This window comes from Streptomyces tibetensis (assembly GCF_040647715.1).
Taxonomy (GTDB): Bacteria; Actinomycetota; Actinomycetes; order Streptomycetales; family Streptomycetaceae; genus Streptomyces; species Streptomyces tibetensis_A.
In genome coordinates this window covers 259,172-285,427 of the sequence record NZ_JBEZCR010000008.1, presented here as the reverse complement: position 1 = coordinate 285,427, position 26,256 = coordinate 259,172, and the positions used below count along the sequence as shown (strand labels likewise).

At 70.5% G+C, this 26,256-nt stretch carries 22 protein-coding genes; 8 read left to right on the top strand and 14 right to left on the bottom strand.

From position 1 onward, the window contains the following. Window position 1: 1 nt before the first annotated feature. Both AB0B29_RS22850 and AB0B29_RS22845 read right to left on the bottom strand, forming a co-directional pair. Window positions 2-334: a hypothetical protein gene (locus AB0B29_RS22850; RefSeq protein WP_362242662.1), complete on the bottom strand. Its 333-nt coding sequence runs from the start codon at window positions 332-334 to the stop codon at window positions 2-4. Between the two features lie 66 nt (window positions 335-400). Continuing rightward, window positions 401-1,318 carry a heme o synthase gene (locus tag AB0B29_RS22845; RefSeq protein ID WP_362242659.1) on the bottom strand — a complete coding sequence of 306 codons (918 nt, stop codon included), beginning with the start codon at window positions 1,316-1,318 and terminating at the stop codon, window positions 401-403. A gap of 383 nt (window positions 1,319-1,701) precedes the next feature. Between AB0B29_RS22845 and tkt the strand changes: the two genes are divergently transcribed. Genes tkt through pgl form a run of 5 tightly spaced genes read left to right on the top strand, consistent with a single transcriptional unit; the run spans window position 1,702 to window position 8,382 of the window. Further along, window positions 1,702-3,789: a transketolase gene (gene tkt, locus AB0B29_RS22840; RefSeq protein ID WP_362242656.1), complete on the top strand. Its 2,088-nt coding sequence runs from the start codon at window positions 1,702-1,704 to the stop codon at window positions 3,787-3,789. Window positions 3,790-3,823: 34 nt separating this feature from the next. Beyond that, on the top strand, window positions 3,824-4,942 hold the full coding sequence (tal, locus tag AB0B29_RS22835) for a transaldolase (protein ID WP_351642352.1): 1,119 nt from the start codon (window positions 3,824-3,826) through the stop codon (window positions 4,940-4,942). 4 nt (window positions 4,943-4,946) lie between these two features. After that, window positions 4,947-6,470 carry a glucose-6-phosphate dehydrogenase gene (gene zwf, locus AB0B29_RS22830; protein WP_362242653.1) on the top strand — a complete coding sequence of 508 codons (1,524 nt, stop codon included), beginning with the start codon at window positions 4,947-4,949 and terminating at the stop codon, window positions 6,468-6,470. After that, window positions 6,467-7,600 (top strand): glucose-6-phosphate dehydrogenase assembly protein OpcA, encoded by a 1,134-nt coding sequence (opcA, locus tag AB0B29_RS22825; RefSeq protein ID WP_362242650.1) that lies wholly within the window; start codon window positions 6,467-6,469, stop codon window positions 7,598-7,600. The genes zwf and opcA overlap by 4 nt, the downstream gene beginning before the upstream one ends. Then, window positions 7,597-8,382: a 6-phosphogluconolactonase gene (gene pgl / locus AB0B29_RS22820; RefSeq protein WP_362242648.1), complete on the top strand. Its 786-nt coding sequence runs from the start codon at window positions 7,597-7,599 to the stop codon at window positions 8,380-8,382. The genes opcA and pgl overlap by 4 nt, the downstream gene beginning before the upstream one ends. A gap of 168 nt (window positions 8,383-8,550) precedes the next feature. On the opposite strand, the gene AB0B29_RS22815 is transcribed toward pgl, so the two are convergent. From AB0B29_RS22815 to AB0B29_RS22795, 5 genes are all read right to left on the bottom strand, one after another. Next, on the bottom strand, window positions 8,551-9,390 hold the full coding sequence (locus AB0B29_RS22815; protein WP_362242645.1) for a carbohydrate ABC transporter permease: 840 nt from the start codon (window positions 9,388-9,390) through the stop codon (window positions 8,551-8,553). After that, window positions 9,387-10,748, bottom strand: a complete 1,362-nt coding sequence (locus tag AB0B29_RS22810; protein ID WP_362242642.1) for a carbohydrate ABC transporter permease — start codon at window positions 10,746-10,748, stop codon at window positions 9,387-9,389. Before AB0B29_RS22810 ends, AB0B29_RS22815 begins: the two co-directional genes overlap by 4 nt. A gap of 6 nt (window positions 10,749-10,754) precedes the next feature. Then, window positions 10,755-12,080: an ABC transporter substrate-binding protein gene (locus tag AB0B29_RS22805; protein ID WP_362242639.1), complete on the bottom strand. Its 1,326-nt coding sequence runs from the start codon at window positions 12,078-12,080 to the stop codon at window positions 10,755-10,757. Between the two features lie 53 nt (window positions 12,081-12,133). Continuing rightward, window positions 12,134-13,789: a glycoside hydrolase family 13 protein gene (locus AB0B29_RS22800; protein WP_362242636.1), complete on the bottom strand. Its 1,656-nt coding sequence runs from the start codon at window positions 13,787-13,789 to the stop codon at window positions 12,134-12,136. Window positions 13,790-13,952: 163 nt separating this feature from the next. After that, window positions 13,953-15,224 (bottom strand): ABC transporter substrate-binding protein, encoded by a 1,272-nt coding sequence (locus AB0B29_RS22795; RefSeq protein ID WP_362242634.1) that lies wholly within the window; start codon window positions 15,222-15,224, stop codon window positions 13,953-13,955. A 121-nt stretch (window positions 15,225-15,345) separates the two neighbouring features. On the opposite strand from AB0B29_RS22795, the gene AB0B29_RS22790 reads away from it, so the two are divergent. Genes AB0B29_RS22790 through AB0B29_RS22780 form a run of 3 tightly spaced genes read left to right on the top strand, consistent with a single transcriptional unit; the run spans window position 15,346 to window position 18,938 of the window. Further along, a complete protein-coding gene (locus AB0B29_RS22790) occupies window positions 15,346-15,861 on the top strand; it encodes a PadR family transcriptional regulator (protein WP_184845017.1) in 516 nt (171 codons plus the stop codon). Beyond that, entirely contained in the window at window positions 15,858-16,616 is a 759-nt protein-coding gene (locus AB0B29_RS22785) for an ABC transporter ATP-binding protein (RefSeq protein ID WP_362242630.1), read from the top strand. The genes AB0B29_RS22790 and AB0B29_RS22785 overlap by 4 nt, the downstream gene beginning before the upstream one ends. 39 nt (window positions 16,617-16,655) lie before the next feature. Continuing rightward, window positions 16,656-18,938, top strand: a complete 2,283-nt coding sequence (locus AB0B29_RS22780; RefSeq protein ID WP_362242627.1) for an ABC transporter permease — start codon at window positions 16,656-16,658, stop codon at window positions 18,936-18,938. Window positions 18,939-18,966: 28 nt separating this feature from the next. Here AB0B29_RS22780 and AB0B29_RS22775 read toward each other — a convergent pair whose 3' ends face one another. The 7 genes from AB0B29_RS22775 to AB0B29_RS22745 form a co-directional block, all read right to left on the bottom strand. Next, on the bottom strand, window positions 18,967-19,653 hold the full coding sequence (locus AB0B29_RS22775; protein ID WP_436845872.1) for a hypothetical protein: 687 nt from the start codon (window positions 19,651-19,653) through the stop codon (window positions 18,967-18,969). 325 nt (window positions 19,654-19,978) lie between these two features. Beyond that, window positions 19,979-21,631, bottom strand: coding sequence for a glucose-6-phosphate isomerase (pgi, locus tag AB0B29_RS22770; protein ID WP_362242624.1), 1,653 nt, complete (start codon window positions 21,629-21,631; stop codon window positions 19,979-19,981). A gap of 69 nt (window positions 21,632-21,700) precedes the next feature. Beyond that, the gene (locus AB0B29_RS22765; protein WP_362242621.1) at window positions 21,701-22,972 is read right to left on the bottom strand and encodes an MFS transporter; all 1,272 of its coding nucleotides are present in this window, start codon (window positions 22,970-22,972) and stop codon (window positions 21,701-21,703) included. Window positions 22,973-23,095: 123 nt separating this feature from the next. After that, entirely contained in the window at window positions 23,096-23,431 is a 336-nt protein-coding gene (locus AB0B29_RS22760; protein ID WP_003957010.1) for an RNA polymerase-binding protein RbpA, read from the bottom strand. 208 nt (window positions 23,432-23,639) lie between these two features. Beyond that, complete coding sequence (gene secG, locus AB0B29_RS22755) at window positions 23,640-23,876, bottom strand: preprotein translocase subunit SecG (protein WP_094052663.1); 237 nt, start codon at window positions 23,874-23,876, stop codon at window positions 23,640-23,642. A gap of 251 nt (window positions 23,877-24,127) precedes the next feature. Then, window positions 24,128-24,904, bottom strand: a complete 777-nt coding sequence (gene tpiA, locus AB0B29_RS22750; protein ID WP_362242619.1) for a triose-phosphate isomerase — start codon at window positions 24,902-24,904, stop codon at window positions 24,128-24,130. A gap of 5 nt (window positions 24,905-24,909) precedes the next feature. Continuing rightward, window positions 24,910-26,121 carry a phosphoglycerate kinase gene (locus AB0B29_RS22745; RefSeq protein ID WP_362242616.1) on the bottom strand — a complete coding sequence of 404 codons (1,212 nt, stop codon included), beginning with the start codon at window positions 26,119-26,121 and terminating at the stop codon, window positions 24,910-24,912. Window positions 26,122-26,256: the final 135 nt, after the last annotated feature.

The window sequence follows — 26,256 nt, the reverse complement described above, 5'->3', positions numbered from 1 at the left end:
CTCAACTGTTCTTGGGGCCGCCTACCTGGATCCCCGCCATGCGGGACCACTCGTAGCGGCCCGTCTTCACCTTCGCCGCGAAGTCGCCGTCGAAGGACTCGTGGCGGGTGATGCCCGACTTCTCCACGGCCTTCTCTGCGATCTCGTAGGTGGGGGCGACCAGGTCGCCCCAGTTTCCGTCCTCGCCGACCAGGACGATGCGGGCGCCGCGCTCGCCGAGGTAGGCGACCTGGCCCTCGGCGCCGCCGTGGGCCTTCGAGAAGGAGGAGATCTGCTGGGCCAGCCGGGCCGCCTTGCGCTCGGCCTTCGGGTCAACCTGCTGCGTGTCTGCCATGCCCAGGATGCTACTCACCGGTAGATCGACTGGCGAGGGCAGGGCTCTGTGACGTACGTCCGGGTGTCAGCGCAGGAACGGGTCGACCGCGACCGCCACGAAGAGCAGCGACACGTAGGTGATCGACCAGTGGAACAGGCGCATCTCCTTCAGCTTCGCGCCCGTCACTTCCGCCTTCGCGCGGTTCTGCAGGCCGTGCGCCTCCCAGAGCCAGAAACCGCCCGCCAGCAGGGCCACCGAGGTGTAGAACCAGCCGGTGTAACCGAGCGGGGTGAGCAGCAGCGAGACGCCGACCATGACCCAGCTGTAGATCACGATCTGCTTGGCGACCACCTTGTTGGAGGCGACCACCGGCAGCATGGGCACGCCCACGCGCGCGTAGTCCTCCTTGACCTTCATGGACAGCGGCCAGTAGTGCGGCGGCGTCCAGAAGAACATGACCATGAAGAGGATGACCGGCGCCCACGACATCGAGTTCGTGACCGAGGACCAGCCGATCAGCACCGGAAGGCAGCCGGCGATGCCGCCCCACACGATGTTCTGCGAGGTACGGCGCTTGAGGATCATCGTGTAGACGACGACGTAGAAGAGGAGCGCGCCGAGGGCGAGCCAGGCGCTGAGCCAGTTCACCGTGAGGCCGAACAGCAGCGTCGAGGCGACGGCCAGCGTGATGCCGAAGGCCAGGCACTCGCGCGGGCTGACCATGCCGGTGACCAGCGGACGCTGCGAGGTGCGGTCCATCAGCGCGTCGATGTCGCGGTCGATATACATGTTGAGCGCGTTGGCGCCGCCCGCGGACATGTAGCCGCCGAGGCACGTCAGCAGCACCAGTGTCAGGTCGGGCACGCCCTGCTGCGCCAGGAACATCACCGGCACCGTCGTGATCAGCAGCAGCTCGATGATCCGCGGCTTGGTGAGAGCCACGAATGCCATGACACGGGCCCCGAGCGGCCGGTGGGCCGGGCTCCGGTCGGTCCCGGTCATCCCCGCTGGACGGGATTCAACGGCCGTCACGCACACCCCTACAGAGACATCCCAGCAAGCCTCACCGCTGTGAAGTCCCGGTAAAGGCTCGCGCGTACCACGCCACTTTAGACGTTGCCCAGACTCGGACATTCGCGGGGGTCGGCTCGTGTTGGCGGGCACCTTCGGAAGGGCGCTTCGAAGCTCGATTGAGCACCCGGATGAGCGGCTCCGTATTCACCTGTCGAATGCGGTACGGCCCAGTCAGGAAGCGGATCGGGATCCGTCCCGGCACTCTGGAGTGACTCGAAAAAACGCACGTCCCGCGGGGGTAGGCTCGACTGCGGCCGGTGGGCGCCCCGATACACCGGCATCCGACATGTGGAGAGGAGCCCTGACCCAGGGTGAGCACCAAGCCGACCACCACAGACCTCGAGTGGACCGAGTTGGACCAGCGGTCCGTCGACACCGCGCGTGTCCTGGCCGCCGATGCCGTACAGAAGGTCGGTAACGGCCATCCGGGTACGGCGATGAGCCTGGCGCCTGCCGCCTACACCCTCTTCCAGAAGGTGATGCGGCACGACCCGGCGGACGCCGACTGGGTCGGACGGGACCGCTTCGTGCTGTCCGCCGGCCACTCGTCCCTGACCCTCTACACCCAGCTGTACCTGGCCGGCTTCGGCCTGGAGCTGGACGACCTGAAGTCCTTCCGGACCTGGGGCTCGAAGACCCCGGGCCACCCCGAGTACGGGCACACGACCGGTGTGGAGACGACGACCGGTCCGCTCGGCCAGGGCGTCGCCAACGCGGTGGGCATGGCGATGGCCGCCCGCTACGAGCGCGGTCTGTTCGACCCGGAGGCCGCCGAGGGCGAGTCGCCGTTCGACCACTTCGTCTACTGCATCGCCGGTGACGGCTGCCTCCAGGAGGGCATCTCCGCCGAGGCCTCCTCCCTCGCGGGCCACCAGAAGCTCGGCAACCTGATCCTGCTGTGGGACGACAACCACATCTCGATCGAGGGCGACACCGAGACGGCCGTGTCCGAGGACACGGTGAAGCGGTACGAGGCCTACGGCTGGCACGTGCAGCGAGTGGCGCCGAAGCCGGACGGCGACCTGGACCCGAACGCGCTCTACGACGCGATCGAGGCGGCCAAGGCGGTCACCGACCGGCCGTCGTTCATCGCGATGCGCTCGATCATCGCCTGGCCCGCCCCGAACGCGCAGAACACCGAAGCCGCGCACGGCTCGGCGCTCGGCGACGACGAGGTCGCGGCGACCAAGCGCGTCCTGGGCTTCGACCCGGAGCAGACCTTCGAGGTCTCCGACGAGGTCATCACGCACACCCGCAAGGCGCTGGAGCGTGGGCAGGCGGCCCGCGCGGTGTGGGAGAAGGCGTACCAGCAGTGGCGGGACAACAACCCCGACCGTGCCGCGGAGTACGACCGCGTCGCCAAGGGTGAGCTGCCCAAGGGCTGGGAGGAGAAGATCCCGGTCTTCGAGGTCGGCAAGGGCGTGGCCACGCGTGCCGCCTCCGGCAAGGTGCTCCAGGCCCTCGGCGCGGTCATCCCCGAGCTGTGGGGCGGCTCGGCGGACCTGGCGGGCTCCAACAACACCACGATCGACAAGACCAGCTCCTTCCTCCCGGCGGGCAACCCGCTGCCGGAGGCGGACCCGTACGGCCGCACGATCCACTTCGGTATCCGCGAGCACGCGATGGCCGCCGAGATGAACGGCATCGCGCTGCACGGCAACACCCGGATCTACGGCGGCACGTTCCTGGTGTTCTCCGACTACATGCGCAACGCGGTGCGGCTGTCGGCGCTGATGCACCTGCCGGTGACGTACGTGTGGACGCACGACTCCATCGGCCTGGGCGAGGACGGCCCGACGCACCAGCCGGTCGAGCACCTGGCCGCGCTGCGGGCGATCCCGGGTCTGAACCTCGTGCGCCCGGCCGACGCCAACGAGACCGCCATCGCCTGGCGCGAGATCCTGAAGCGCTGGACGAAGGAGTTCGGCAAGGGGCAGCCGCACGGCCTGGCGCTGACGCGTCAGGGCGTTCCGACGTACGAGCCCAACGAGGACGCGGCCAAGGGCGGTTACGTCCTGTTCGAGGCCGACGGCGGCGAGCCCGAGGTCATCCTGATCGCCACCGGCTCGGAGGTGCACGTCGCCGTCGAGGCGCGTGAGCAGCTCCAGAGCGCCGGCGTGCCCACGCGCGTCGTGTCCATGCCGTCGGTGGAGTGGTTCGAGCAGCAGGACCAGGGGTACCGGGACAGCGTCCTGCCGCCGTCCGTCCGGGCCCGTGTCGCGGTGGAGGCCGGCATCGGTCTCACCTGGCACAAGTACGTGGGGGACGCCGGCCGCATCGTTTCCCTGGAGCACTTCGGTGCTTCGGCCGACGGCAAGGTCCTTTTCCGCGAGTTCGGCTTCACTCCCGAGAACGTGGCCGCCGCCGCGCGGGAATCGATCGCCGCAGCTCAGCGCTGACGCTTATACACGACACGTAGGAGATGGAATTTCCATGACAGACGCACTGAAGCGCCTCTCCGAGGAAGGCGTGGCGATCTGGCTGGACGACCTGTCGCGCAAGCGGATCACGTCCGGCAACCTCGCCGAGCTGATCGACCAGCAGCACGTCGTGGGCGTCACCACCAACCCCTCGATCTTCCAAAAGGCGATCTCGCAGGGCGATGGCTACGACACGCAGCTGACCGACCTCGCCGCCCGCAAGGTCACGGTCGAAGAGGCCATCCGCATGATCACGACGGCGGACGTCCGTGACGCCGCCGACATCCTGCGCCCGGTCTTCGACGCCACCGGCGGCCAGGACGGCCGGGTCTCGATCGAGGTCGACCCGCGCCTGGCGCACAACACCCGGGCGACGGTCGCCGAGGCCAAGCAGCTCGCCTGGCTGGTGGACCGGCCCAACACCCTCATCAAGATCCCGGCGACCGAGGCGGGCATCCCGGCCATCGCCGAGACCATCGGCCTGGGCATCAGCGTCAACGTCACGCTGATCTTCTCCCTGGAGCGCTACCGCCTGGTCATGGACGCGTTCCTGGAGGGCCTGGAGAAGGCCAAGGAACGCGGCCTGGACCTGTCGCAGATCCACTCCGTGGCCTCGTTCTTCGTGTCCCGCGTGGACACCGAGATCGACAAGCGGATCGACGCGCTGGGCACCGACGAGGCCAAGGCCGCGCGCGGCAAGGCCGGCGTGGCCAACGCCCGGCTGGCCTACCAGGCGTACGAGGAGGTCTTCTCCTCGGACCGCTGGAGCGCGCTGGAGAAGGCGGGCGCCAACAAGCAGCGTCCGCTGTGGGCGTCCACCGGCGTGAAGGACAAGGCCTACAAGCCGACCCTCTACGTCGACGAGCTGGTCGCGCCCAACACGGTGAACACCATGCCGGAGGCGACCCTGTTCGCCACCGAGGAGCAGGGTGAGATCCGCGGCAACGCCGTCGCCGGCACGTACGAGCAGGCCCGCGCCGACCTCGACGCGGTCGAGAAGCTCGGGATCAAGTACGACGACGTGGTGCGGCTGCTCGAGGAGGAGGGCGTCGAGAAGTTCGAGGCGTCCTGGACCGACCTGCTGAAGTCGACCGAGGCCGAGCTCAAGCGCCTCGCCCCCTCGGAGGGCTGAACAGGTGTCGAGCAGCAACCCGCTGCGTGACCCCGCGGACCGACGGCTCCCGCGCATCGCGGGGCCGTCGGGCCTGGTCATCTTCGGCGTCACGGGCGACCTGTCCCGCAAGAAGCTCATGCCCGCCGTGTACGACCTCGCCAACCGCGGTCTGCTGCCGCCGGGCTTTTCACTGGTGGGCTTCGCCCGCCGCGAGTGGGCGCACGAGGACTTCGCTCAGGAGGTCCACGACGCGGTCAAGGAACACGCCCGCACACCCTTCCGCGAGGAGGTCTGGCAGCAGCTCATCCAGGGCATGCGCTTCGTGCAGGGCACGTTCGACGACGACGACGCGTTCGAGCGGCTGCGCTCCACGATCGAGGAACTCGACAAGGCACAGGGCACGGGCGGCAACTTCGCCTTCTACCTCTCGGTGCCCCCGTCGGCCTTCCCCGTGGTCATCCAGCAGCTGAAGAAGCACCAGCTGGCCGACCAGACGGGCGGTTCCTGGCGGCGCGCGGTCATCGAGAAGCCGTTCGGTCACAACCTCGCCTCGGCCGAGGAGCTCAACAAGGTCGTCCACGAGGTCTTCGCCCCGGACCAGGTCTTCCGCATCGACCACTACCTGGGCAAAGAGACCGTCCAGAACATCCTGGCGCTGCGTTTCGCCAACACGATGTTCGAGCCGATCTGGAACCGGTCCTTCGTGGACCACGTGCAGATCACCATGGCGGAGGACATCGGCATCGGCGGCCGGGCCGGCTACTACGACGGCATCGGCGCCGCCCGTGACGTCATCCAGAACCACCTGCTGCAGCTGATGGCGCTGACCGCGATGGAGGAGCCGGCCTCCTTCGACGCGGACGCGCTGGCCGCGGAGAAGACCAAGGTGCTCGGCGCCGTGCGGCTGCCGCAGGACCTGGGCCGCGACACCGTGCGCGCCCAGTACGCGGCCGGCTGGCAGGGCGGCGCGAAGGTGATCGGCTATCTCGACGAGGACGGCATCGACGCCTCCTCGAAGACCGACACCTACGCCGCGGTCAAGCTGGAGATCGACAACCGCCGCTGGGCGGGCGTCCCGTTCTACCTGCGCACCGGCAAGCGCCTGGGCCGCCGGGTGACGGAGATCGCCGTCGTCTTCCAGCGGGCCCCGCACTCCCCCTTCGACTCCACGGCCACCGAGGAGCTCGGCTCCAACGCGATCGTCATCCGCGTCCAGCCGGACGAGGGCGTCACGGTCCGCTTCGGCTCCAAGGTGCCGGGCACGTCGATGGAGATCCGGGACGTGTCGATGGACTTCGCCTACGGCGAGTCCTTCACCGAGTCCAGCCCGGAGGCGTACGAGCGTCTGATCCTGGACGTGCTGCTCGGTGACTCGAACCTCTTCCCGCGCACCGAGGAGGTCGAGCTGTCCTGGAAGATCCTCGACCCGATCGAGGAGTACTGGGACAAGAACGGCAAGCCCGCCCAGTACCCGGCCGGTACCTGGGGGCCCGTCGAGGCGGACGAAATGCTCGAGCGACACGGACGGAGCTGGCGCCGGCCATGAAGACAGACCTCACGGACACCACGGCCAGCAAGGTCAACAAGGCGCTCGTGCAGGGCCGCCGGGCGATCGGTACTCCGGCGGTCGGCATGGTCCTCACGCTGGTCATCGTGACGGACGAGGAGAACGCCTACGACGCGCTGAAGGCCGCGAGCGACGCCGCGCACGAGCATCCCTCGCGCACGCTCGTCGTCATCAAGCGTGTCTCCCGCTCGCCCCGCGACCGCACGCAGTCCCGCCTGGACGCCGAAGTGCGGGTCGGCGCGGACGCGGGCACCGGCGAGACGGTCGTGCTCCGGCTGTACGGCGAGGTCGCGGACCACGCCCAGTCGGTGGTGCTGCCGCTGCTGCTGCCGGACGCCCCGGTAGTGGTGTGGTGGCCGGTGAACGCGCCGCTGGACCCGGCGAAGGACCCCCTGGGTGCCCTCGCACAGCGCCGCGTCACCGACACGTACGCCTCGGAGCAGCCGGTACGGGATCTGGCGACCCGGTCGGGGACCTACACCCCCGGTGACACGGACCTGTCCTGGACCCGCATCACGCCCTGGCGTTCCATGCTGGCGGCGGCCCTCGACCAGGTGGCCTGCGAGGTGCGGGCCGTCGAGGTGGAGGGCGAGGAGTTCAACCCGAGCTGTGAGCTGCTGGCGATGTGGCTCGCGGACCGGCTGGACGTCCCCGTGAAGCGCTCGCTGTCCAGCGGGCCGGGTCTGACGGCGGTCCGGATGGACACCAACTGCGGCCCGATCAAGCTGGACCGGGCCGACGGCTCGCTGGCGACGCTGTCCATCGAGGGCCAGCCGGACCGGGCCGTCGCGCTCAAGCGCAGGGAGACCGCCGAGCTGATGGCGGAGGAACTGCGTCGGCTGGACCCGGACGACACGTACGCGTCGGCGCTGCGGTACGGGGTGGACCGGCTGAAGTCGTCCTGGTCGGCTCCGGCGCCGCGGGTCTCCGGTGACGCGGTCGCCAAAGGAGAGCGCGGAGAGCCCAAAAGTGACGGGCGCGCACGACTCGCCCTCCCCGCTCCCGCTGAAGCGGCTGCGAAAGCACCCGCTTCACAAGCGACGTCGGAGGAACCGGTGAGGCAGGAACCGCCCGCGCTGGAACCGGTACGGAAGGCGACGACGAAGTGAGTACGGCACCGCAGCTGGTCGTCCACCGCGACAAGGATCTGATGGCGCAGGCCGCGGCGGCACGGCTGATCACCAGGATCGTGGACGCGCAGGCCTCCCGGGGCTCGGCATCCGTGGTCCTGACGGGCGGCCGCAACGGCAACGGCCTGCTGGCCGCGCTGGCCGCGGCGCCCGCCCGGGACGCGATCGACTGGAGCCGGCTCGACCTGTGGTGGGGCGACGAGAGGTTCCTGCCCGAGAGCGACCCCGAGCGCAACGCCACCCAGGCGAGGGAGGCTCTGCTCGACTCGGTGCCTCTGGATCCGAAGCGGGTGCACGCGATGCCCGCGTCGGACGGGCCGCACGGCACCGACGTGGACGCGGCGGCTGCCGCCTACGCGCAGGAGCTGGCAGCGGCGGCGGGCCCGGAGAACCACGGGCCCGTGCCCACGTTCGACGTGCTGATGCTGGGCGTCGGGCCGGACACGCATGTGGCGTCGCTGTTCCCGGAGTTGCCCGCGGTGCGGGAGACGGAGCGTACGGTCGTCGGCGTCCACGGCGCGCCCAAGCCGCCGCCGACCCGCGTGACGCTGACGCTGCCGGCGATCCGGGCGGCGCGGGAGGTGTGGCTCCTGGCCGCGGGTGAGGACAAGGCCCAGGCTGCGGCGATCGCCCTCTCGGGAGCCGGGGAGATCCAGGCACCGGCGGCAGGGGCGTACGGCCGCAGCCGGACGCTGTGGCTGCTGGACGGCGCGGCGGCTTCGCAGTTGCCGCGGTCGTTGTACCCGCCGGCTTCGGCTTAGACACACCAGGGGGCTCCGCCCCCTGGACTCCCCTTCCTTCGCCCACCCGCCACCCGAAGCGGTCGGCCAGACGGCTGAACTCGCGAGTTGCCCCCGGTCAAGGGCAGTTTCGGGTGGCGGGTGGGCATAGGTCGGGGGTCCAGGGGGCGGAGCCCCCTCGTACTGCGGTCACTTCACCGAACCGGCCATCACGCCCTGCACGAAGTGCCGTTGGAAGGCGAAGAACACGACGACCGGGACGACCAGGGACACGAACGCCCCGGGTGCCAGCACATCGATGTTGCTTCCGAACTGGCGTATCTGTGACTGGAGTTCCACGGTCAGCGGCTGTGACGTGCTGTCCGCGAAGAGCAACGCCACCAGCATGTCGTTCCACACCCACAGGAACTGGAAGATGGCCAGGGAGGCGATCGCCGGCCGCCCGACGGGCAGGACCAGCCGCGTGAAGATACGCCACTCGCTGCCCCCGTCCATGCGGGCCGCCTCCAGCATCTCCTTCGGCATCTCGGCGAAGTAGTTGCGCAGCAGGAACACCGCGAACGGCAGGCCGTAGGCCACGTGGAAGAGGACGACGCCGGGGATCGTGCCGAACAGGCCCAGCTGACCGAAGAGTTTCGCGACCGGCAGCAGTCCGATCTGCACGGGGACCACCAGCAGCGCGACCACGACCAGGAAGACCGTCTCCCGCCCGGGGAAGTCCAGCCACGCGAAGGCGTATCCCGCGAGTGCCGCGATCACCACGACGAGCACCGTCGTCGGCACGGATATCAGCACCGTGTTCCAGAACGCCTGCGTGATCCCGGCGTTCCCCAGCAGCGACGAGTAGTTGTCGAAGGACAGCTGTCCGGGGCTGGAGAACACCGTCCACCAGCCGCCCTTGGCCGTGTCCTCGGCGGACCGCAGCGAGGACAGGAACAGTCCGGCCAGCGGCGTCATCCACACCAGGCCGACCACGACGAGGAAGGCCTGGACGAGCCCGTTGCCCAGCCCGCGCCGCACCGCGTTCATCGTTGACTCCTTCGGAAACGGCGGACGTTGAACACCATGGCCGGGACGACCAGCAGCAGGAGCAGGACGCCGAGGGCGCTGCCGAGCCCCTGGTTGTTGCCGCCGCCGAACGACACCAGCCACATCTGCGTCGCGAGCACGGTCGCGTCCTCCTGCACGGGACCGGGCGCGATGATGTAGACGAGGTCGAAGACCTTCATCACGTTGATGACGAGGGTGATGAAGACGACCGACAGGACGGGTGCCAGCAGCGGCACGGTGATCCGCCGGAAGATCTGCCACTCGTTCGCGCCGTCCATCCGCGCCGCCTCCAGGGCGTCCCGCGGCAGGGTCGACAGGCCCGCCCCGATCAGCACCATGGCGAAGCCGGTCCAGATCCACAGGTAGGCGCCGATGATCGCGGGGGTGACCAGCGCCGGCCCGAGCCAGGAGACGCCGTCGTAGGGCTGGGCGAAGTTCGACGACGGCAGCTTCACCTGGTAGGAGCCCGACGCCAGGCCCTCGAAGCGGAAGGAACCGTCGGCGGCCGTGGTGGTCGCGGCGATCGTCTCGCCGTCGCGGACCGCCTCGACCTTCATCTGAGGCAGCCCGCTCTCCCGCCGGTCGACCTTGCCCTGCTCCCCTCCCCCGCCGGGCGTGAAGTCGAGGTAGACGACTCCGCGCAGTTCGTCGGCGGCGGCTTTCCGTCCGGCCGCCGCGTAGGCGGGCTCGGCTCCGCCCGGCAGGTCGTCGGGCTGCACGCCGACCAGGCCCAGTGCCACCGCGTCTCCGGGCGCCACGCTCGTGCTCGTGCGGTACGAGCCGTCCTTGTCCTTCGTCAGGCCCTTGGCGTCGCGTGCCCGGGCCGTCGGATAGGAGGACTCGCCCTTGAAGGCGTCGTGGACGGAGACGACCGCGGCGTTGAGCACGCCCTTGTCGGGGTCCTCGTCGTAGGCGAGCCGGAAGATGATGCCGGCGGCGAGGAAGGAGACGGCCATCGGCATGAAGAGGAGCAGCTTGAAGGCCGTGGCCCAGCGGACCTTCTCCACCAGCACGGCCAGGATCAGTCCGAGGCCGGTGAGCAGGGCCGGGGCGATGACGACCCAGATGGCCGTGTTGCGGACGGCCTTGAGGGTGGCCGGGTCACGGAACATCTCGGCGTAGTTGTCGCCGCCGACGAAGCTCGTCCCCGAGGCGTCGAAGAAGCTGCGGCCGATGCTGAACAGCACGGGGTAGACGACGAGCGCGCCGAGCAGCAGCAGCGCGGGCAGCACGAACAGCAGGGCGATGATCTTCCCGCGTCTGCGCAGTAGCCGGGTGCGGTCGGCGACCGGGCCGGGCGGTGGGGAGCTCGTGTCTTTCACGAGGGTCGCTGTCATGGCGTATCAGTCCTGGTACGCCTTGGCCGCCGCGGCCTCCAGCTTCGCCGCGGTGCCCTTCGGGTCGGACGGGTCGCGCAGGAAGTCCTGCAGCAGCTTCCACTCGCCGGTGCCCTTGGTGCCGCCGAAGGCCGCGGGGGCCTGGTCGGACATGTCGAAGCGGACCGAGTCCCCGGCCTGGACGAGGGACTTGGCGGTGGCGCGGGTGACGTCGTCGCCGTAGGAGGCGAGGTCGACCTTCTTGTTCGGGGAGAGGAAGCCGCCCGCCTCCGCCCACACGGCCGAGGCTTCGGGCGTCGACAGGTACTCCAGGAGGGCCTGGGCGGCCTTCTGGTTCTTGCCGTCCTTGAGGACGACGGCGGCGTCACCGCCGCTGACGACCGGTGCCACGCCGCCGCCGACCGCCGGGAACGGGAAGAAGTTCGCGTCCTCGCCGACCTTCTTGCCGAACTGGTCCTTGGCGACACCGGCGACGAAGTCGCCCTCGTAGACCATGCCGGCCTCGGGCTCGGGGCCGAACACCTTCTCCACCGAGCCGGGGAAGTCGGTGTTCAGGGCGCCCTTCTGGCCGCCGGCGATGAGCTGCTTGTCCTTGAAGAGCTTGCCGAGGGTGGTGAGGGCGTCGACGACGGAAGCGTCGGTCCACTTCAGCTTGTGCGCGGCGAGGGCGTCGTACTTCTCGGGGCCGGCCTGGGAGAGGTAGACGTTCTCGAACCAGTCGGTGAGGGTCCAGCCGTCCTGTCCGGCGACGGAGAACGCGGCGAGCCCGGAGTCGGAGACGGTCTGTCCGGCCTTGAGCATCTCGTCGTAGCTCTTCGGGGGCTTCACGCCGGCCTGTTCGAGGGCGTCGGGGCTGTACCAGACGGTGGACTTGTGGGCGGCCTTGAAGTAGAGGCCGTAGAGGGTGCCGTCGACGCTGCCGTACTTCTTCCACACGGGGGCGTACCCGGCGTCGACGGCCTGCTCGGTCTTCTTCGACAGCGGCTTGAGCCAGCCCTTCTGCGCGAACTGCTTGAGCACGCCGACCTGCGGGACCATCACGACGTCGGGGGCGTTGCCACCCTCGATCTTGCTGCCGACGACGGTGGAGACGTTGTCGCCGGTGGACGTGAACTGCGTCTTGGCGCCGGTCTTCTCGGTGAAGGCGTCGAGCACCTTCTGGAAGTTCTTCTGCTCGGTGCCGGACCAGACGCCGGCCACGGTGACCGACTGGCCGCTGAGCGCCTTGTCGCCGCCACCGGCCGAGACGGGTCCGCCGCCGCAGGCGGTCGCGCCGAGCGCGAGCACGAGTGCGGTGCAGCCGGTGAGCAGGGGGGTACGTCGTCGCATCATCGTTGATGTCCCTTCGGGGAGTTGACTTGTGAAGCGTTCGCTTGCGGGGGCGTTCAGGAACGGATCCACCAGGCGGCCGTCGAGCCGGAGAGCACTCCGGGCGGGCAGGGGCCGCTGGCGAGCAGGGGGGTGCCGGGGACCGGCGCGGGGGTGGGGGCCGTGCCGAAGTTGACGGCGCACACGAGGTCGCCGCGCTCGAAGGCCAGGACGCCGGGCGGGGCGTCCAGCCAGCGCAGCGTGCCCTCTCCCAACTGGGGCAGCTGGGCGCGCAGTTGGAGGCCGTCGCGGTACAGGTGCCAGAAGGAGCGGGTGTCGGCGAGGGCGCGGTCGGTGGCGTACTCGGCGAAGTACTCCGGCTGCGGCAGCCAGGGCTTGGCGCTCTCCACGCCGGGCGTGAAGCCGAACGGTGAGGCCTGGCCCGACCAGGGCAGGGGCACGCGGCAGCCGTCGCGGATGCGGGCGCGACTGCCGGTGCGGCGGAAGATCGGGTCGGTGAGCACGTCGTCGGGCAGGTCGACGACCTCCGGCAGCCCGAGCTCCTCGCCCTGGTAGATGTAGGCGGCGCCGGGCAGGGCCAGCATGAGCAGCGCGGCGGCGCGGGCACGGGCGGCGCCGAGGCCGCTGCCCTCGGTGGCGGGTTCGCCGTAGCGGGTGACGGTGCGGACCTGGTCGTGGTTGTTGAGGACCCAGGTGACGGTCGAACCGGTCCCGGCGATGTCCTGCATGGCCTCCGAGATGACCTTCCGGAAGGCGTCGGCGTCCCAGGAGGCGCTGAGCAGGTCGAAGAAGAAGGCCTGGTGCAGCTCGTCGGAGCGGACGTACTGGGCGTGCTCGCGGGCGGTGGGGACGGACACCTCGCCGACGAGGAGGCGTTCGCGGTCGTCGCGCTCGGTGTACTCCTCGCATATGGAGCGCCAGCGGCGCCACACGTCGTGCACCTCGGGCTGGTTCCAGGCGAGCGGGTTGACCGAGTCGCGGGTGCGGGCGTCGGCCTCCGGGTCGTCGGAGTCGGGCAGCTCGGGGTGCTTGTAGAGGCCGGCGGCGACGTCGATGCGGAAGCCGTCGACTCCCCGGTCGAGCCAGAAACGCAGCACCCGGTCGAACTCGGCGGCGACCTCGGGGTCACGCCAGTTCCAGTCGGGCTGTTCGGGCGTGAACATGTGCAGGTACCACTGGCCGGGCGTGCCGTCCGGCTCGGTCACCCGGCTCCACGCCGGGCCGCCGAACATGGCGTGCCAGTTGTTGGGCGGCTCGGCGCCGTCCGGACCGCGGCCGTCGGCGAAGTGGAAGCGGGCCCGGGCCGGGCTGCCGGCGGGGGCGGCGAGCGCCTCGCGGAACCAGGGGTGCTCGCTGGAGCAGTGGTTCGGGACGATGTCGAGCAGCACCCTGATGCCGAGCCGCCGAGCGGCCCCGACCAGCCGGTCGAACTCCTCGAGGTCGCCGAAGAGCGGGTCGACGTCGCAGTAGTCGGCCACGTCGTAGCCGTGGTCGTGCTGCGGCGAGGGATAGAAGGGGCTCAGCCAGATCCCGTCGACGCCGAGCTTCTTGAGGTACGGCAGTCCGGCCCGGACGCCGGCGAGGTCGCCGATGCCGTCGCCGGTGCTGTCGAGGAAGCTGCGGACGTACACCTGATAGATCACTGCGTCACGCCACCAGTGGTGCCTGTTCAACCCATCGACCTGTCTCTGAGGAGGGCAGCGGTTATGCATGCATGTTAAGTAGGCGTGTCGAGAGGGTGTCAATGAACAGACAGGAGGTATCGAGCCGGTGTGGTGTGCAAATAGGGACATACCCGGGCGAGGCTCAGCGAGTTGAGATGCCCGCGTTACCTAACAGGTAAGTAGGGAGGATCTACAAGGGTCGCGGACAGCGCTAGCCGCGCGAGATGACGGCGAGCTCTCGCGCCAGCCGTCGCACCGCCGCGGCGGGCGTCTGGTGCCCCGCCATCGCGTCGTGCACGACCGCCTGCACCACCAGGCTCACCTGGCCGTAGCGCGGACTCTTGGGGCGCGGCTCGGCCGCGAGGACGCTCGTCCGCAGGGTCGGCAGATAAGGGAATCGACGGATGAGCTCGGGATCCCGGTAGAGATCCGCGCGCACCGGCGGCAGCGCGCCGCGCGTGAGGACCTGCCGCTGGACGCGTTCACTGGTGAGGTACGCGATCAGACGGGCCGCCGAGTCGGCGTGGCGCGCATGCGCGCTGACGGCCAGATTGGAGCCGCCGAGGACGCTGGTCCCCGGCCCGCCGGGTCCGGGCAGGGGCACGGCACCCACCTTGCCGGCGACCTTCGAACCGGGGGCGGAGGCACCGACGTAGGCGTACGGCCAGTTCCGCAGGAAGAGCAGCCGGCCGTCCTGGAAGGCCTGCTTGGACTCCTCCTCCTTGTACGTCAGCGCTTCCTTCGGGATCCAGCCCTCGCGCACCCCGCGTGCCAGGAACCCGATGCCTTCGCGGGCCGCCGCAGAGTCGACGGTGACGCGCTCGCCCTCGTCGCCGAGGATCGAGCCGCCCGCCGAGTAGACGGCCTCGGCCGCGTTCACGGTGAGGCCCTCGTAGGGCAGGAACTGTCCGGCGTAGCCGTCGAGGCCGTGCTCGGGTGCGATGGTCTTCGCGTAGCGCTCCAGCTCCGCCCAGGTGCGCGGCGGTGCGACCCCCTCCTTCGCGAGGACGTCCTTGCGGTACAGCAGCAGACCGGCGTTGGTGACGTACGGGACCGCGTAGAGCTGCCCGTCGTAGGTCGCCGTGTCCACGACCGGCTGGAGGAAGGTCTTCAGGGGGAAGCGGTCCCGGGGCAGCGGCCTGATCCAGCCCGCCGCGGCGAACTCCGGGGTCCAGTTGACGTCGATGTTGAGCACGTCGAACCGGCTGCGGTCGCCGTCGCGCAGGTCGGTGATCATCTGGGCCTGGGTCTCGTCGGCCGAGTCCGGCAGTTCGACGAGGGTCACCCTCTCGCCGGGGTGGGTGCGGTTCCAGCCCTCCAGCAGAGGGCCTAGATAGCCGGTGAGGTCCCCCGCGGTGGCCAGCGTGAGCGGCCCGCGACCGCCCCCGGAGGGCTCGCCCGCCTGCGCTCCCGCGGCGACGTAGCCGGTCAGGACCACGACGAGAACGAGGAGGCCCCTACCCGCGGCATGGATCCACCGCATAGGTTCCTCCCTGTACACCGGCGCTGGGCACCCTCGCCCGGAACAGAGGCCATGTATACCTGTTAGGTATGGGCGATACTAGGGCCTGGAGCACATTGGACCGGACAGGAGGACTGCACGCGTGCGCCTGCCCCTCCTGGCACTCCTCGCCCGCGGACCCGCCCACGGCTACGAGCTCAAGCAGGACCTTGAGCAACTACTGGGCTCCGCGTACCCTCAGCCGAATGTCGGCCAGATCTATGTGACCCTCGGCCGCCTCGAGAAGTCGGGGTTGATCGAGGGCGAGGACGTGACGCAGTCCAGCCGGCCCAATAAAAAGGTCTACCACCTCACCGACGCCGGGCGGGAGGCGCTGCGCGCCTGGTTCGAGGAGCCCGAGGACGAGCCGCGGGTACGGGACGAGTTCTTCATGAAACTGGCGCTCGCTCCGCAGACCGGCCTCGCCGAGCAGATCACCCTGATCAACCAGCAGCGGCGCCAATACCTGAACACCATGCGGCAGCTGTCGAAGCTGGCCGCCGCCGAAAACCGCGACAACCGCATCGCCCATCTGCTGATCGAGGGTGCGATGCTGCACCTGCAGGCCGATCTGGACTGGCTGGAGCGGTGCCAGGAAGAGCTGGAGGAGCTGGAGTGAGCGACGAGCGGCCCGCTCCTGTGCTGCGCGCCGAGAGACTGGTGAAGACCCACCACGGCGAAGGCGCCCCGGCCCACGCCGTGCGCGGGGTCGACCTGTGCGTACGGCAGGGCGAGTTCGTGGCGATCACCGGCCCGTCCGGCGCGGGCAAGTCGACGCTGCTGCACCTGCTCGGCGGACTCCAGCGGCCGGACGCGGGCCGTATCTGGCTCGACGGCGAGTCCACCGACACCTACGGCGAAGCCCGCTGGGCGGTGGAGCGCAGGAAGCGCATCGGCATCGTCTTCCAGTTCTTCAACCTCGTCTCGAACCTGTCCGTCGCCGACAACGTGGAGCTGCCCGCCCTGCTCGCCGGGACCCCGCCGAAACAGGCGCGCACCGAGCGTGAGGCGCTGCTGGCCGAACTGGGCCTGACGGGCAAGGAGCGCAGCATGCCGGGCGAGCTGTCCGGCGGAGAGCAGCAGCGCGTCGCCCTGGCCCGGGCCCTGGTCAACCACCCCCCGCTGCTGCTGGCCGACGAGCCCGCGGGCAGCCTCGACAGCAAGGGCACCCGCGAGGTGATGCGGCTGCTGTCCCGCTTCCACCAGCGCGGTCAGACGATCGTGCTGGTCACCCATGACGCCCGGCTGGCGAGCGCGGCGGACCGGGTCATCAGCTTCTTCGACGGCAGGATCGCCGACGACGCGGCGCTCGACGGCGGCACCACCCCGCCGCGCCGCTCCGGCATATCCGGTGTGCTGGAGCTGAAGGACTGACATGCGGGTGCACGACGATCCCCGGAAGGGCTGACCCGGATGCGAGCCACCCTGCGCTGGGCCCACTCCGATCTGCGCACGCACCGCGGCGAGGCGCTGTTCCTCGTCCTCGCCACCGCCGGCATCGTCGCCTCCCTGCTGCTGGCCACGGCCCTGTTCGGCTACGCGACCAACCCGTGGCAGCGCGTCTTCGCGCAGTCGCACGGCGCACACGTGTGGCTGCACACCGATACGGCGGCCGACACCGGGAAGCTGGCCGATCTGGACGGTGTGGAATCCGTCGTCGGGCCCTATCCCAGCGCCGCCACCACCGTCTCCGCGCGCGGCAGCCGCGCGGCCGTCGAGCTGCGGGGCATGCCGGAAGGATCCTCCGACGGCCGCCCGCCGCTGGTCTCCGGGCACTGGCCGGCCCCGTCGCATCCGAACGGTGTGGTCCTGGAGAGCCGCCTTGCCCGTGCCCTGCTGGCCGGCCCCGGTGACACCCTCGACGTGCCCGGCACCGCCCGCGAGCTGACCGTCGTGGGTATCGCCGACAGCGCCGAGCCGCGCTACCGGCCCGGTGAGCAGCCGGGCCTGGTGTGGGCGCTGCCGTCGGCCGTGCGGGATCCCGGCGGCCAGGTGATCGGGCTGCGGCTGACGGACCCCGGCGACACGTCGTACATCGTCCAGCGCGCGGTGACGGTGCTGGGCTCCGGCACCATCGGCGAGGTCTCCACCTGGCAGCAGGCCCGGGCCGAGGCGCAGGGCGACAACCGGCTGCTCGGTCAGGTGCTGGGCCTGTTCGGGCTGGGTGCGCTGGTCGCGGCCGGACTCGCCGTGCACGGGGCGATCGGCACCCGCATCCGCGGGCACCTGCGCGACCTGTCCGTCCTGAAGGCCATCGGCTTCACCCCCGGCCAGGTGGTCCGCGTCTTCCTGCTCCAGCACCTCGCCTACGCCCTGCTGGGCGCCCTGGCCGCCGCCGCCCTGGCCGAGTCCCTGGGCAGCAGGATCCCGGGGCGGCTCGGGGACGCGGTCGGCGTATGGCAGGGGCTGCCCGGCCACACCGTGGCACTGCTCGTGGTGCCGGGGGGCGCGGTGCTGTTCATCGGCGCCACCACCGGGCTGGCCGCCTGGCGGGCCGGGCGCGTGCCGCCGGTACCGGTGCCGAGATCCGCCACGCCCTCGGGAGGGCGGTTGTCCGGCGTGGCGCGCAGGGCCCTCGGCGTGCGGATTCCGCCCGCGCTGGTGCTCGGATGGCACCGGGCGTTCACCCGCCGCCCCCGGTCCCTGGCCACCGTCGCCCGGCTCACCCTGCCCCTGCTGCTGATCGTCGTGGCGATGAGCGCCTGGACCACCCTCGACCGTTTCCACAGCGAGCCTGAACAGATCGGCCTGCCCACCACGCTCAGCGTCCGCGCCGACGCCGGTATGGGCGAACAGCAGGCCCGCTCCCTCCTGGAGAGCGACCCGGAGGTGGCCGCCGCCTACCCGGGCGTCGAAACGGCCGCCCTGGGTCCGAGCCAGACCGCGACCATCGCGCTGCGCGGCCTCGGCACCCGACAGGACCCCTACCCCTACACCCTCGCCGAGGGCCGTCCGGCCCGCGCCGCCGACGAGGCCGTGGCCGGGCAAGGACTGCTCGACCTGCTGGACGTGCAGGTCGGCGCCTGGGTGCGGATGACCGTCGGTGACCGGCCGCAGATCCTCCACATCGTGGGCCGCAGCATCGAGCCGGAGAACGCCGGCCGGGTCATCTCCACGTCCCTCGACACCCTCCGCGAGAACGACCCGGGGCTCCGCCCGACCCTCTACGAGCTTCGCCTGGAGCCCGGCGCCGACCCGCAGGAGGTCGCCGACCGGCTCTCCGCCGCGGGGCGCGGCCATCTGGACGTGCACCGGGTGGCCAACCCGGCGGACGGACTGTCCCCGCTGCGCGCGGTCGTCGCCTGGCTGATCGCCGTCCTCGCCCTCATCGGGCTCATCGAACTGCTGACCGCGATCGGCGGCACCGTCCGGGAGAGCGAACGGGACCTGCTGGCGCTGAAAGCCATCGGACTGTCCCCACGGCAGATCACGGCGATCACCGTCACGGCCACCGGCCTCACGGCCCTGGCGGCCGTCCTCGCCGCCATCGCCCTCGGCCTGCCCCTCTCCCGGTGGCTGATCGACGCCCAGGGCAGGTCCAGCGGCATCGGCTCCGGGATCGCCCAGGGGCCCTCCCCGATCCTCATGGTGCTGCTCGGCGCGGCGGCGGTGATCTGCGCCGCAGCGCTGGCCGCCCTGCCCGCGGCCCGGGCGGCCCGACGGCGCCTCGCGGACACGCTGAGCGCGGTCGCCTGACGCCGCCCGACGCCGGTACGGCCCGGGGTCAGCCGCCGTAGGGCTGCTGCGGGTGGTAGGGGGGCCGGGGGTGCGGGGCCTGCGGGTGCGGGGCGTACGGGTGCTGTCCGGTCGGCGCGTGGGGATGCCCGTACGGGTTCCCCTGCGGCGGCAGGTGGGGGGAGCCCGCCGGGGCCATCGGCGGGACCGGCCCGGGCACCGGCGGGTGTGTCGCCGGATGGGCGTTCAGCCGGATTCCGTACCGCCGCTTCAGCCGCCGCATCTCCAGCAGCGCGATGGCGGTGACCGTCACCGGCGCACCCAGGATGAAGACGATGCCCAGGGTGAGACCGAGGCCGTGCAGATCACCGGTCACGAGGTCCGGCACGGCAACCAGCCAGCTGGTCACCATGGCGAGCAGCGGCGGCAGGCAGCGGTGCACGGCGGCCGTGCCGAAGAAGTTGCCCGAGACCCGCACGGCTCCGGAGGCCGTGAAGACGAGCAGCCACAGCATCGTCATACCGAACCCGATGATCCCGGCCATGCTCGCGGAGGCGTTCACCGTCCGCACCAGCAACAGCACGGCGGCCACGCAGCCCACGAACAGCACGAGCAGCGCGAGGGAGCTGAGGAGCGGCCTGCGCACCTGCCGCACCGTGCCGCCGCGCCGCCAGACCCACAGCATCACCCCGACCGTCAGCGGGGTGAGGAAGAGCAGGACGACGGAGGCCGTCATCGCAGTTCTCCAGCAGCTCGGTGAAGTCGAAACCGCCCTCGATGAAGGTGTAGACCCCGAGGGACGCGACGGCCCCGGCGATGACACGGAATCTCTTGAGCCGCTCCACCGACGGATCGAGCGGTTCGGGAATCCAGGCGGGGTGGAACACCGCCCGCGCCACGTCCTGAGGCTTGAGCAGGGACCCGGCCGTCAGCGTGCCGCCGGTCCAACTTCCGCGTGTGCGTGCCACTTCGCGCTCCCCCGAGCACTCGCCGTGATGATCGTCGGGGAGTCTACGGGAAGCGGACGGCGCGGCGCCGCCCGCTTTCCCGTGCGGCTGTGGTCACTGCCTGCCGCGCAGTTCCCGGTATGTGGCGACCAGCGCCTGCGTGGAGGCGTCCAGGCCCTCGACCTCCGCGCCCCCGGTCAGCGCGGGCTCGACGCGCTTGGCGAGGACCTTGCCCAGCTCCACGCCCCACTGGTCGAAGGAGTCGATGTTCCAGACGGCGCCCTGCACGAACACCTTGTGCTCGTAGAGGGCGACCAACTGGCCGAGCACGGACGGCGTCAGCTCGGGCGCGAGGATCGTGGTCGTGGGGTGATTGCCCAGGAACGTCTTGTGCGGCACCAGTTCCTCCGGCACCCCCTCGGCCCTCACCTCCTCGGGGGTCTTGCCGAAGGCGAGCGCCTGTGTCTGGGCGAAGAAGTTGGCCATCAGCAGGTCGTGCTGCGCCTTCAGCTGCTCGCTCAGTTCGGCGACGGGCCTCGCGAAACCGATGAAGTCCGCCGGGATCAACTTCGTGCCCTGGTGGATGAGCTGGTAGTAGGCGTGCTGCCCGTTGGTGCCCGGCGTGCCCCACACGACCGGCCCCGTCTGCCACTCGACCTCGCGCCCGTCCCGGCCGACGTACTTGCCGTTGGACTCCATGTCGAGCTGCTGGAGGTAGGCGGTGAACCTGGACAGGTAGTGGCTGTAGGGCAGCACCGCGTGCGACTGGGCGTCGTGGAAGTTGCCGTACCAGATGCCCAGCAGGCCCAGCAGCAGCGGCACGTTGGACTCGGCGGGCGCGGTCCGGAAGTGCTCGTCGACGATGCGGAACCCGTCGAGCATCTCGCGGAAGCGGTCCGGGCCGATGGCGATCATCAGAGCCAGGCCGATCGCCGAGTCGTAGGAGTAGCGGCCGCCGACCCAGTCCCAGAACTCGAACATGTTGGCCGTGTCGATGCCGAACTCGGCGACCTTCTCGGCGTTCGTCGACAGCGCCACGAAGTGCTTGGCGACGGCGGCGTCGTCACCGAGCGCGTCCAGCAGCCAGGAGCGCGCGGACGTGGCGTTGGTGACCGTCTCGATGGTGGTGAACGTCTTGGAGGCGATGACGAACAGCGTCTGTGCCGGGTCCAGGTCCCGTACCGCCTCGTGCAGGTCGGCGCCGTCCACGTTGGAGACGAAACGCACCGTCAGCGAGCGGTCCGTGAAGGCGCGCAGCACCTCGTACGCCATGGCGGGGCCGAGGTCGGAGCCGCCGATGCCGACGTTGACGATGTTCCGGATCCGCCGGCCGGTGTGGCCGGTCCACTCGCCCGACCGCACCCGGTTCGCGAAGTCCGCCATCTTGTCGAGCACCGCGTGCACATCGGGCACCACGTTCTCGCCGTCCACCTCGATCACCGCGTCCCGCGGAGCGCGCAGCGCGGTGTGCAGCACGGCCCGGTCCTCGGTGGTGTTGATCTTCTCGCCGCGGAACATGGCGTCACGCAGCCCGAAGACGTCGGTGGCGGCGGCCAGTTCGCGCAGCAGTCGCAGGGTGTCGTCGGTGACGAGATGCTTGGAGTAGTCGACGTACAGGTCGCCGACCCGGAGGGTGTACCCGGTGCCGCGGCCGGAGTCGGCGGCGAACAGCTCGCGCAAGCCCACGTCGCCGAGCTCCTCGCGGTGCTTGGCCAGTGCCGTCCACTCGGGCGTCTGGTTGAGTCTGGTACGGCCGTCTGCGTTCATCTCGGACTTCAGCCTTCTTTCCTGTCCTGCCTGCGTACCTTGCCCCGCTGCCGGTCCCAACCTAGTTGATCAGCGCGTGACGTCGGCTGTCGTGGCGCCGTCCTCCGGCTCGACCACAGATACGTGCGCCGTGCGCACGGGTATCAGCGCGATGACGGCGAGGACGAAGAAGGCGGCCGTGAGCAGGGGCGGGGTGCCGGGCCCCCAGGCGGCGGCGACGGCCCCGCCCAGCAGTGCACCGAGAGGCACTCCGGCGAAGGCCAGGGTCCGGAAGGCCGAACTGACCCTGCCCAGCAGCCCGGCGGGGCTGCGTTCCTGCATGAGCGTCGTCGTGTTGACGTTCCACACCATGCCGAGGAGCCCCAACAAGGCCAGCGCGCCCACGAGCACGGCGAGGCTGCGCACGGTGCCCATGACGACGAGCAGCGCGGTCTGCACCGAGCCGGCGAGCAGCACCGCCCCCAGCCGGCCGAGCCGCGCCACCAGCCGGCCGTTCACCACTCCCCCGGCCAGGCTGCCCAGGGTGAAGGCGGTGCCCGCCGCCGCGTATCCCGCGGGGCCCGCGCGGAGCCAGTCGGTGACGAGGACGACCAGCATGGCGAGCTGGGTGCCCATGCCGATGTTGCACAGGGCCGTGGCGGTACACAGGGCGCGCAGGGCGCGGTCGCGCCACAGGGTGCGCAGCCCCTCGGCGATCTCCCGGCGCAGTGTGCTGCCCGCGGGTCTCGGCTCGCGGTCGGCCCCGGCGGCCGGCAGGGAGGCGATCAGCGCGGCGGCCACGAGGAAGGTCACGGCGTCGGCCGCGAACGGCACCGCGGTGCCGGCTGCCAGCAGCAGGGGCACGACGGGGCCGCCCAGCAGTCCGCCGGCGATGCGCTGACCGGTCATCAGCCGGGCGTTGGCGCTGCCGAGCGCTTCGCGGTCGACCAGGGCGGGCAACAGCGCCGTGGCAGCGTTGTCGAAGAGGGTCTGCAGCGTGGTGAGCGCGACGGCCAGCGCGATGAGCAGGCCGATCGAGGCGTGGCCGAACGTGACCGCCAGAGCGAAGGCGGCCACCAGCAGTCCGCGCAGGGTCTCCACCGTCCACATGGCCCGACGCTGGTCCACTCGGTCGGCGACGGCCCCGCCGAGCAGGCCGAAGACGATCCAGGGCAGATAGCCGCACGCCGTGACGGACGCGATGAGCATCGGATCGTCGGTCAGGGTGACGGCCAGCAGGGGCAGTGCAGCCGTGCGCAGCGCGTCGCCGAAGCTGGAGAGCACGGCGGCACCCCACAGCCGCCCGAAGCCGCCGCGCCACGCGGGCGCGCGCACTCCCCCACCCACCTCGACCGTCGCCACCGCTCCCCCTCATGGTTCGTCCGATGCACAAACCGTAGAGGGCACCACTGACAATCGGCCGACGGTGACGGCGAGAAGGCAGTTCCGGCCGGGCACCCGTCGGTGCCCGGCCGGTTGCGTCTTCTAGATCTCGCCCCGCAGTTTGGCGAGCGCCTCGGCGAGGATCGCCTCGCCGTCCGCGTCGCTGCGCCGCTCCCGTACGTACGCCAGGTGGGTCTTGTAGGGCTCGGTGCGCGGCGGGTCCGGCGGGTTGTCCCGGTCCTGGCCCGCCGGGAAGCCGCAGCGAGGACAGTCCCAGGTGTCGGGCACCTGCGCGTCGCTGGCGAAGCTCGGCTGGGTCTCGTGTCCGTTGGAGCACCAGAAGGAGATGCGCAGCCGCGGCGCGGACTCGCCGCGCTCGGCCTCGCCCATCGGCCCCGCCCCGACCCGGCTTCCCCGGATCGCGTTGCCACTTGCCACGGTCGTAACTCCCTGCGTGATGGTGCCGCGAAGCGAGTCGGCGTTCCGCTTCGCCGCGAGCGCCTCAGTCTACGTAAGGCCCAACGCGCGTCCAGTGATTGGAGTTACAACCCTCACACCTGGACGCAAGCCCCATGATAGGCCGCGCTCAGCTGCGCGTACCGAACATGGGGCTCTACGTACCAGTTCCGAGCGGATCGCGGCTCGGTCAGTTGTTCACCTTCATCAGGATGCCGAGCACGACGATGCACGCGAACCACAGCAGACCGATCACGACGGTGATCCGGTCGAGGTTGCGCTCGGCGACCGAGGAGCCGCCGACGGAGGACTGCATGCCGCCACCGAACATGTCGGAGAGGCCGCCGCCCTTCCCCTTGTGCATCAGCACCAGCAGCATCAGCAGCAGGCTGAAGACGATCAGGGCGATCGAGAACCCCAAAACCACGGCTGGACCAACTTCCTCGGATTCGGATGGACGACGCGGGGCCCAGCACAGCGCTGGACCCCGCAAGGGTACGACGGATCGCCGCTACCGCATACTCGCGATTGGCCGGGTCGCCTCCGGAGTGCTCCATGCCGGTGTCGAGGGGCCGACCGTGCTCAACCCTTCGGGCCTCCGCGCTCCCCCAAGCTCTCAGCTTCGCTCGAGCAGGGGGGACCCCCATGCCCCCTCGACACCGGCCGCGCTCCTACGGCTCACTGGTCGCGGAAGCGCACGATCTTGACGAACTCGTCGGCGTCCAGCGAGGCGCCGCCGACCAGGGCGCCGTCGATGTCGGCCTGGGCCATGATCTCCGCGACGTTGCCGGCCTTGACCGAGCCGCCGTACTGGATGCGGACCTTGTCGGCCAGGTCCTGGGAGTACAGCTCGGCGATCTTGCCGCGGATCGCCGCGCAGACCTCCTGGGCGTCCTCGGCGCCGCAGACCTTGCCGGTGCCGATGGCCCAGACGGGCTCGTAGGCGATCACGACGGTCGCGGCCTGCTCGGCGGGGAGGTCCTTCAGACCGCCCTCGACCTGGGCGAGGGTGTGGGAGACGTGGTTGCCCGCCTCGCGGACCTCCAGCTCCTCGCCGACGCACAGGATCGGGGTCAGGCCGTGCTTGTAGGCGGCCTTGACCTTGGCGTTCACCAGCTCGTCGGTCTCGGCGTGGTACTGGCGGCGCTCGCTGTGGCCGATGGCGACGTACGTGCACTTCAGCTTGGCCAGCATGGGGCCGGAGATCTCGCCGGTGTAGGCACCGCCGTCGTGCGCCGAGATGTCCTGGGCACCGTACTTGATCTTGAGCTTGTCGCCGTCGACCAGAGTCTGCACGGAGCGCAGGTCGGTGAAGGGCGGCAGGACGGCGACCTCGACGGCCTCGTAGTCCTTGTCGGCCAGGGCGAAGGCGAGCTTCTGGACGTGCGCGATGGCCTCGAGGTGGTTGAGGTTCATCTTCCAGTTGCCCGCCATCAGCGGCGTGCGCGTGCTCATGTAGGTCAGTCCTCCAGTGCGGCGAGGCCGGGGAGCGTCTTGCCCTCGAGGTATTCGAGGGAGGCGCCACCACCGGTCGAGATGTGGCCGAATGCGTTCTCGTCGAAGCCCAGGATGCGCACGGCGGCGGCGGAGTCGCCACCACCGACCACTGTGAAGGCCTTCGAGTCGAGTAGTGCCTGGGCGACGGCCTTGGTGCCCTCGGCGAAATCAGGGTGCTCGAAGACGCCCATGGGGCCGTTCCAGAAGACGGTGGCGGCGTCGGTGATCTTCGAGGCGTACAACGTGCGGGATTCGGGGCCGATGTCCAGGCCCATCTGGCCGGCCGGCATGGCGTCCGCGGCGACCGTGCTGGGCCGGCCCGGGGCCTTGGTCTTGAGGTCCGGGAATTCCGGCGCGACCACGACGTCCACCGGCAGGACCAGCTCGACACCGCTCTTCTCGGCGCGTTCGATGTACTCCCGGACGACCGGGAGCTGGTCCTCCTGGACCAGGGACGAGCCGATCTCGTGGCCCCTGGCCTTGAGGAAGGTGAAGACCATGCCGCCGCCGATGAGCAGGCGGTCGGCCTTGCCGAGCAGCTGGTCGATGACGGCGAGCTTGTCGGACACCTTGGCTCCGCCGAGGACGACGGCGTAGGGCCGCTTGACGTCGTCGGTGAGCTTCTTCAGGACGCCGACCTCGGTGGCGATGAGGTAGCCGGCGTAGTGCGGCAGCCGGGCCGGGAGGTCGAAGACGGAGGCGTGCTTGCGGTGCACCGCGCCGAAGCCGTCGCCGACGTAGAGGTCCGCGAGGGCGGCGAGCTGGTCGGCGAAGGTGCCGCGCTCGGCGTCGTCCTTGCTCGTCTCACCGGCGTTGAAGCGCAGGTTCTCCACGACCGCGACCTGGCCGTCGGCGAGGCCGGCGACGGTGGCTCGGGCGGACTCGCCGACCGTGTCGGTCGCGAAGGCCACGTCCGCGCCGAGGAGCTCACCGATGCGCGCGGCGGCCGGGGCGAGGGAGAAGGCCGGGTCCGGGGCGCCCTTGGGGCGGCCCAGGTGGGAGGCCACGACGACTCGGGCGCCCGCGTCGGCGAGTGCCTTGACCGTGGGCAGCACGGCGCGGATGCGGCCGTCGTCGGTGATGCGTGTGCCGTCCAGCGGCACGTTCAGGTCGGCGCGGACGAAGACCCGCTTGCCCGCCACTCCCTCGGAGAGGAGTTCGTCGATCGTCTTCATGAAGGGGACTCCTGAAAGAGCTCGTGATCGCTCGGAAGCGCTCGTGATCGAACAGCTCTGATCTGTACGTGAGTCAGGGCTCGGACGGCGCGTCCTCGCGCCGCCCGAGCCCTGCTCTCACATGGACGTGCCTGC

Coding starts and splice junctions, on each gene's coding strand:
- AB0B29_RS22850 (WP_362242662.1), bottom strand. CDS start 334: ATGGCAGACACGCAGCAGGTTGACCCGAAGGCCGAGCGCAAGGCGGCC.
- AB0B29_RS22845 (WP_362242659.1), bottom strand. CDS start 1,318: ATGACCGGGACCGACCGGAGCCCGGCCCACCGGCCGCTCGGGGCCCGT.
- tal (WP_351642352.1), top strand. CDS start 3,824: ATGACAGACGCACTGAAGCGCCTCTCCGAGGAAGGCGTGGCGATCTGG.
- opcA (WP_362242650.1), top strand. CDS start 6,467: ATGAAGACAGACCTCACGGACACCACGGCCAGCAAGGTCAACAAGGCG.
- AB0B29_RS22815 (WP_362242645.1), bottom strand. CDS start 9,390: ATGAACGCGGTGCGGCGCGGGCTGGGCAACGGGCTCGTCCAGGCCTTC.
- AB0B29_RS22810 (WP_362242642.1), bottom strand. CDS start 10,748: ATGACAGCGACCCTCGTGAAAGACACGAGCTCCCCACCGCCCGGCCCG.
- AB0B29_RS22805 (WP_362242639.1), bottom strand. CDS start 12,080: ATGATGCGACGACGTACCCCCCTGCTCACCGGCTGCACCGCACTCGTG.
- AB0B29_RS22800 (WP_362242636.1), bottom strand. CDS start 13,789: ATGCATAACCGCTGCCCTCCTCAGAGACAGGTCGATGGGTTGAACAGG.
- AB0B29_RS22795 (WP_362242634.1), bottom strand. CDS start 15,224: ATGCGGTGGATCCATGCCGCGGGTAGGGGCCTCCTCGTTCTCGTCGTG.
- AB0B29_RS22780 (WP_362242627.1), top strand. CDS start 16,656: ATGCGAGCCACCCTGCGCTGGGCCCACTCCGATCTGCGCACGCACCGC.
- AB0B29_RS22775 (WP_436845872.1), bottom strand. CDS start 19,653: ATGACGGCCTCCGTCGTCCTGCTCTTCCTCACCCCGCTGACGGTCGGG.
- pgi (WP_362242624.1), bottom strand. CDS start 21,631: ATGAACGCAGACGGCCGTACCAGACTCAACCAGACGCCCGAGTGGACG.
- tpiA (WP_362242619.1), bottom strand. CDS start 24,904: ATGAGCACGCGCACGCCGCTGATGGCGGGCAACTGGAAGATGAACCTC.
- AB0B29_RS22745 (WP_362242616.1), bottom strand. CDS start 26,121: ATGAAGACGATCGACGAACTCCTCTCCGAGGGAGTGGCGGGCAAGCGG.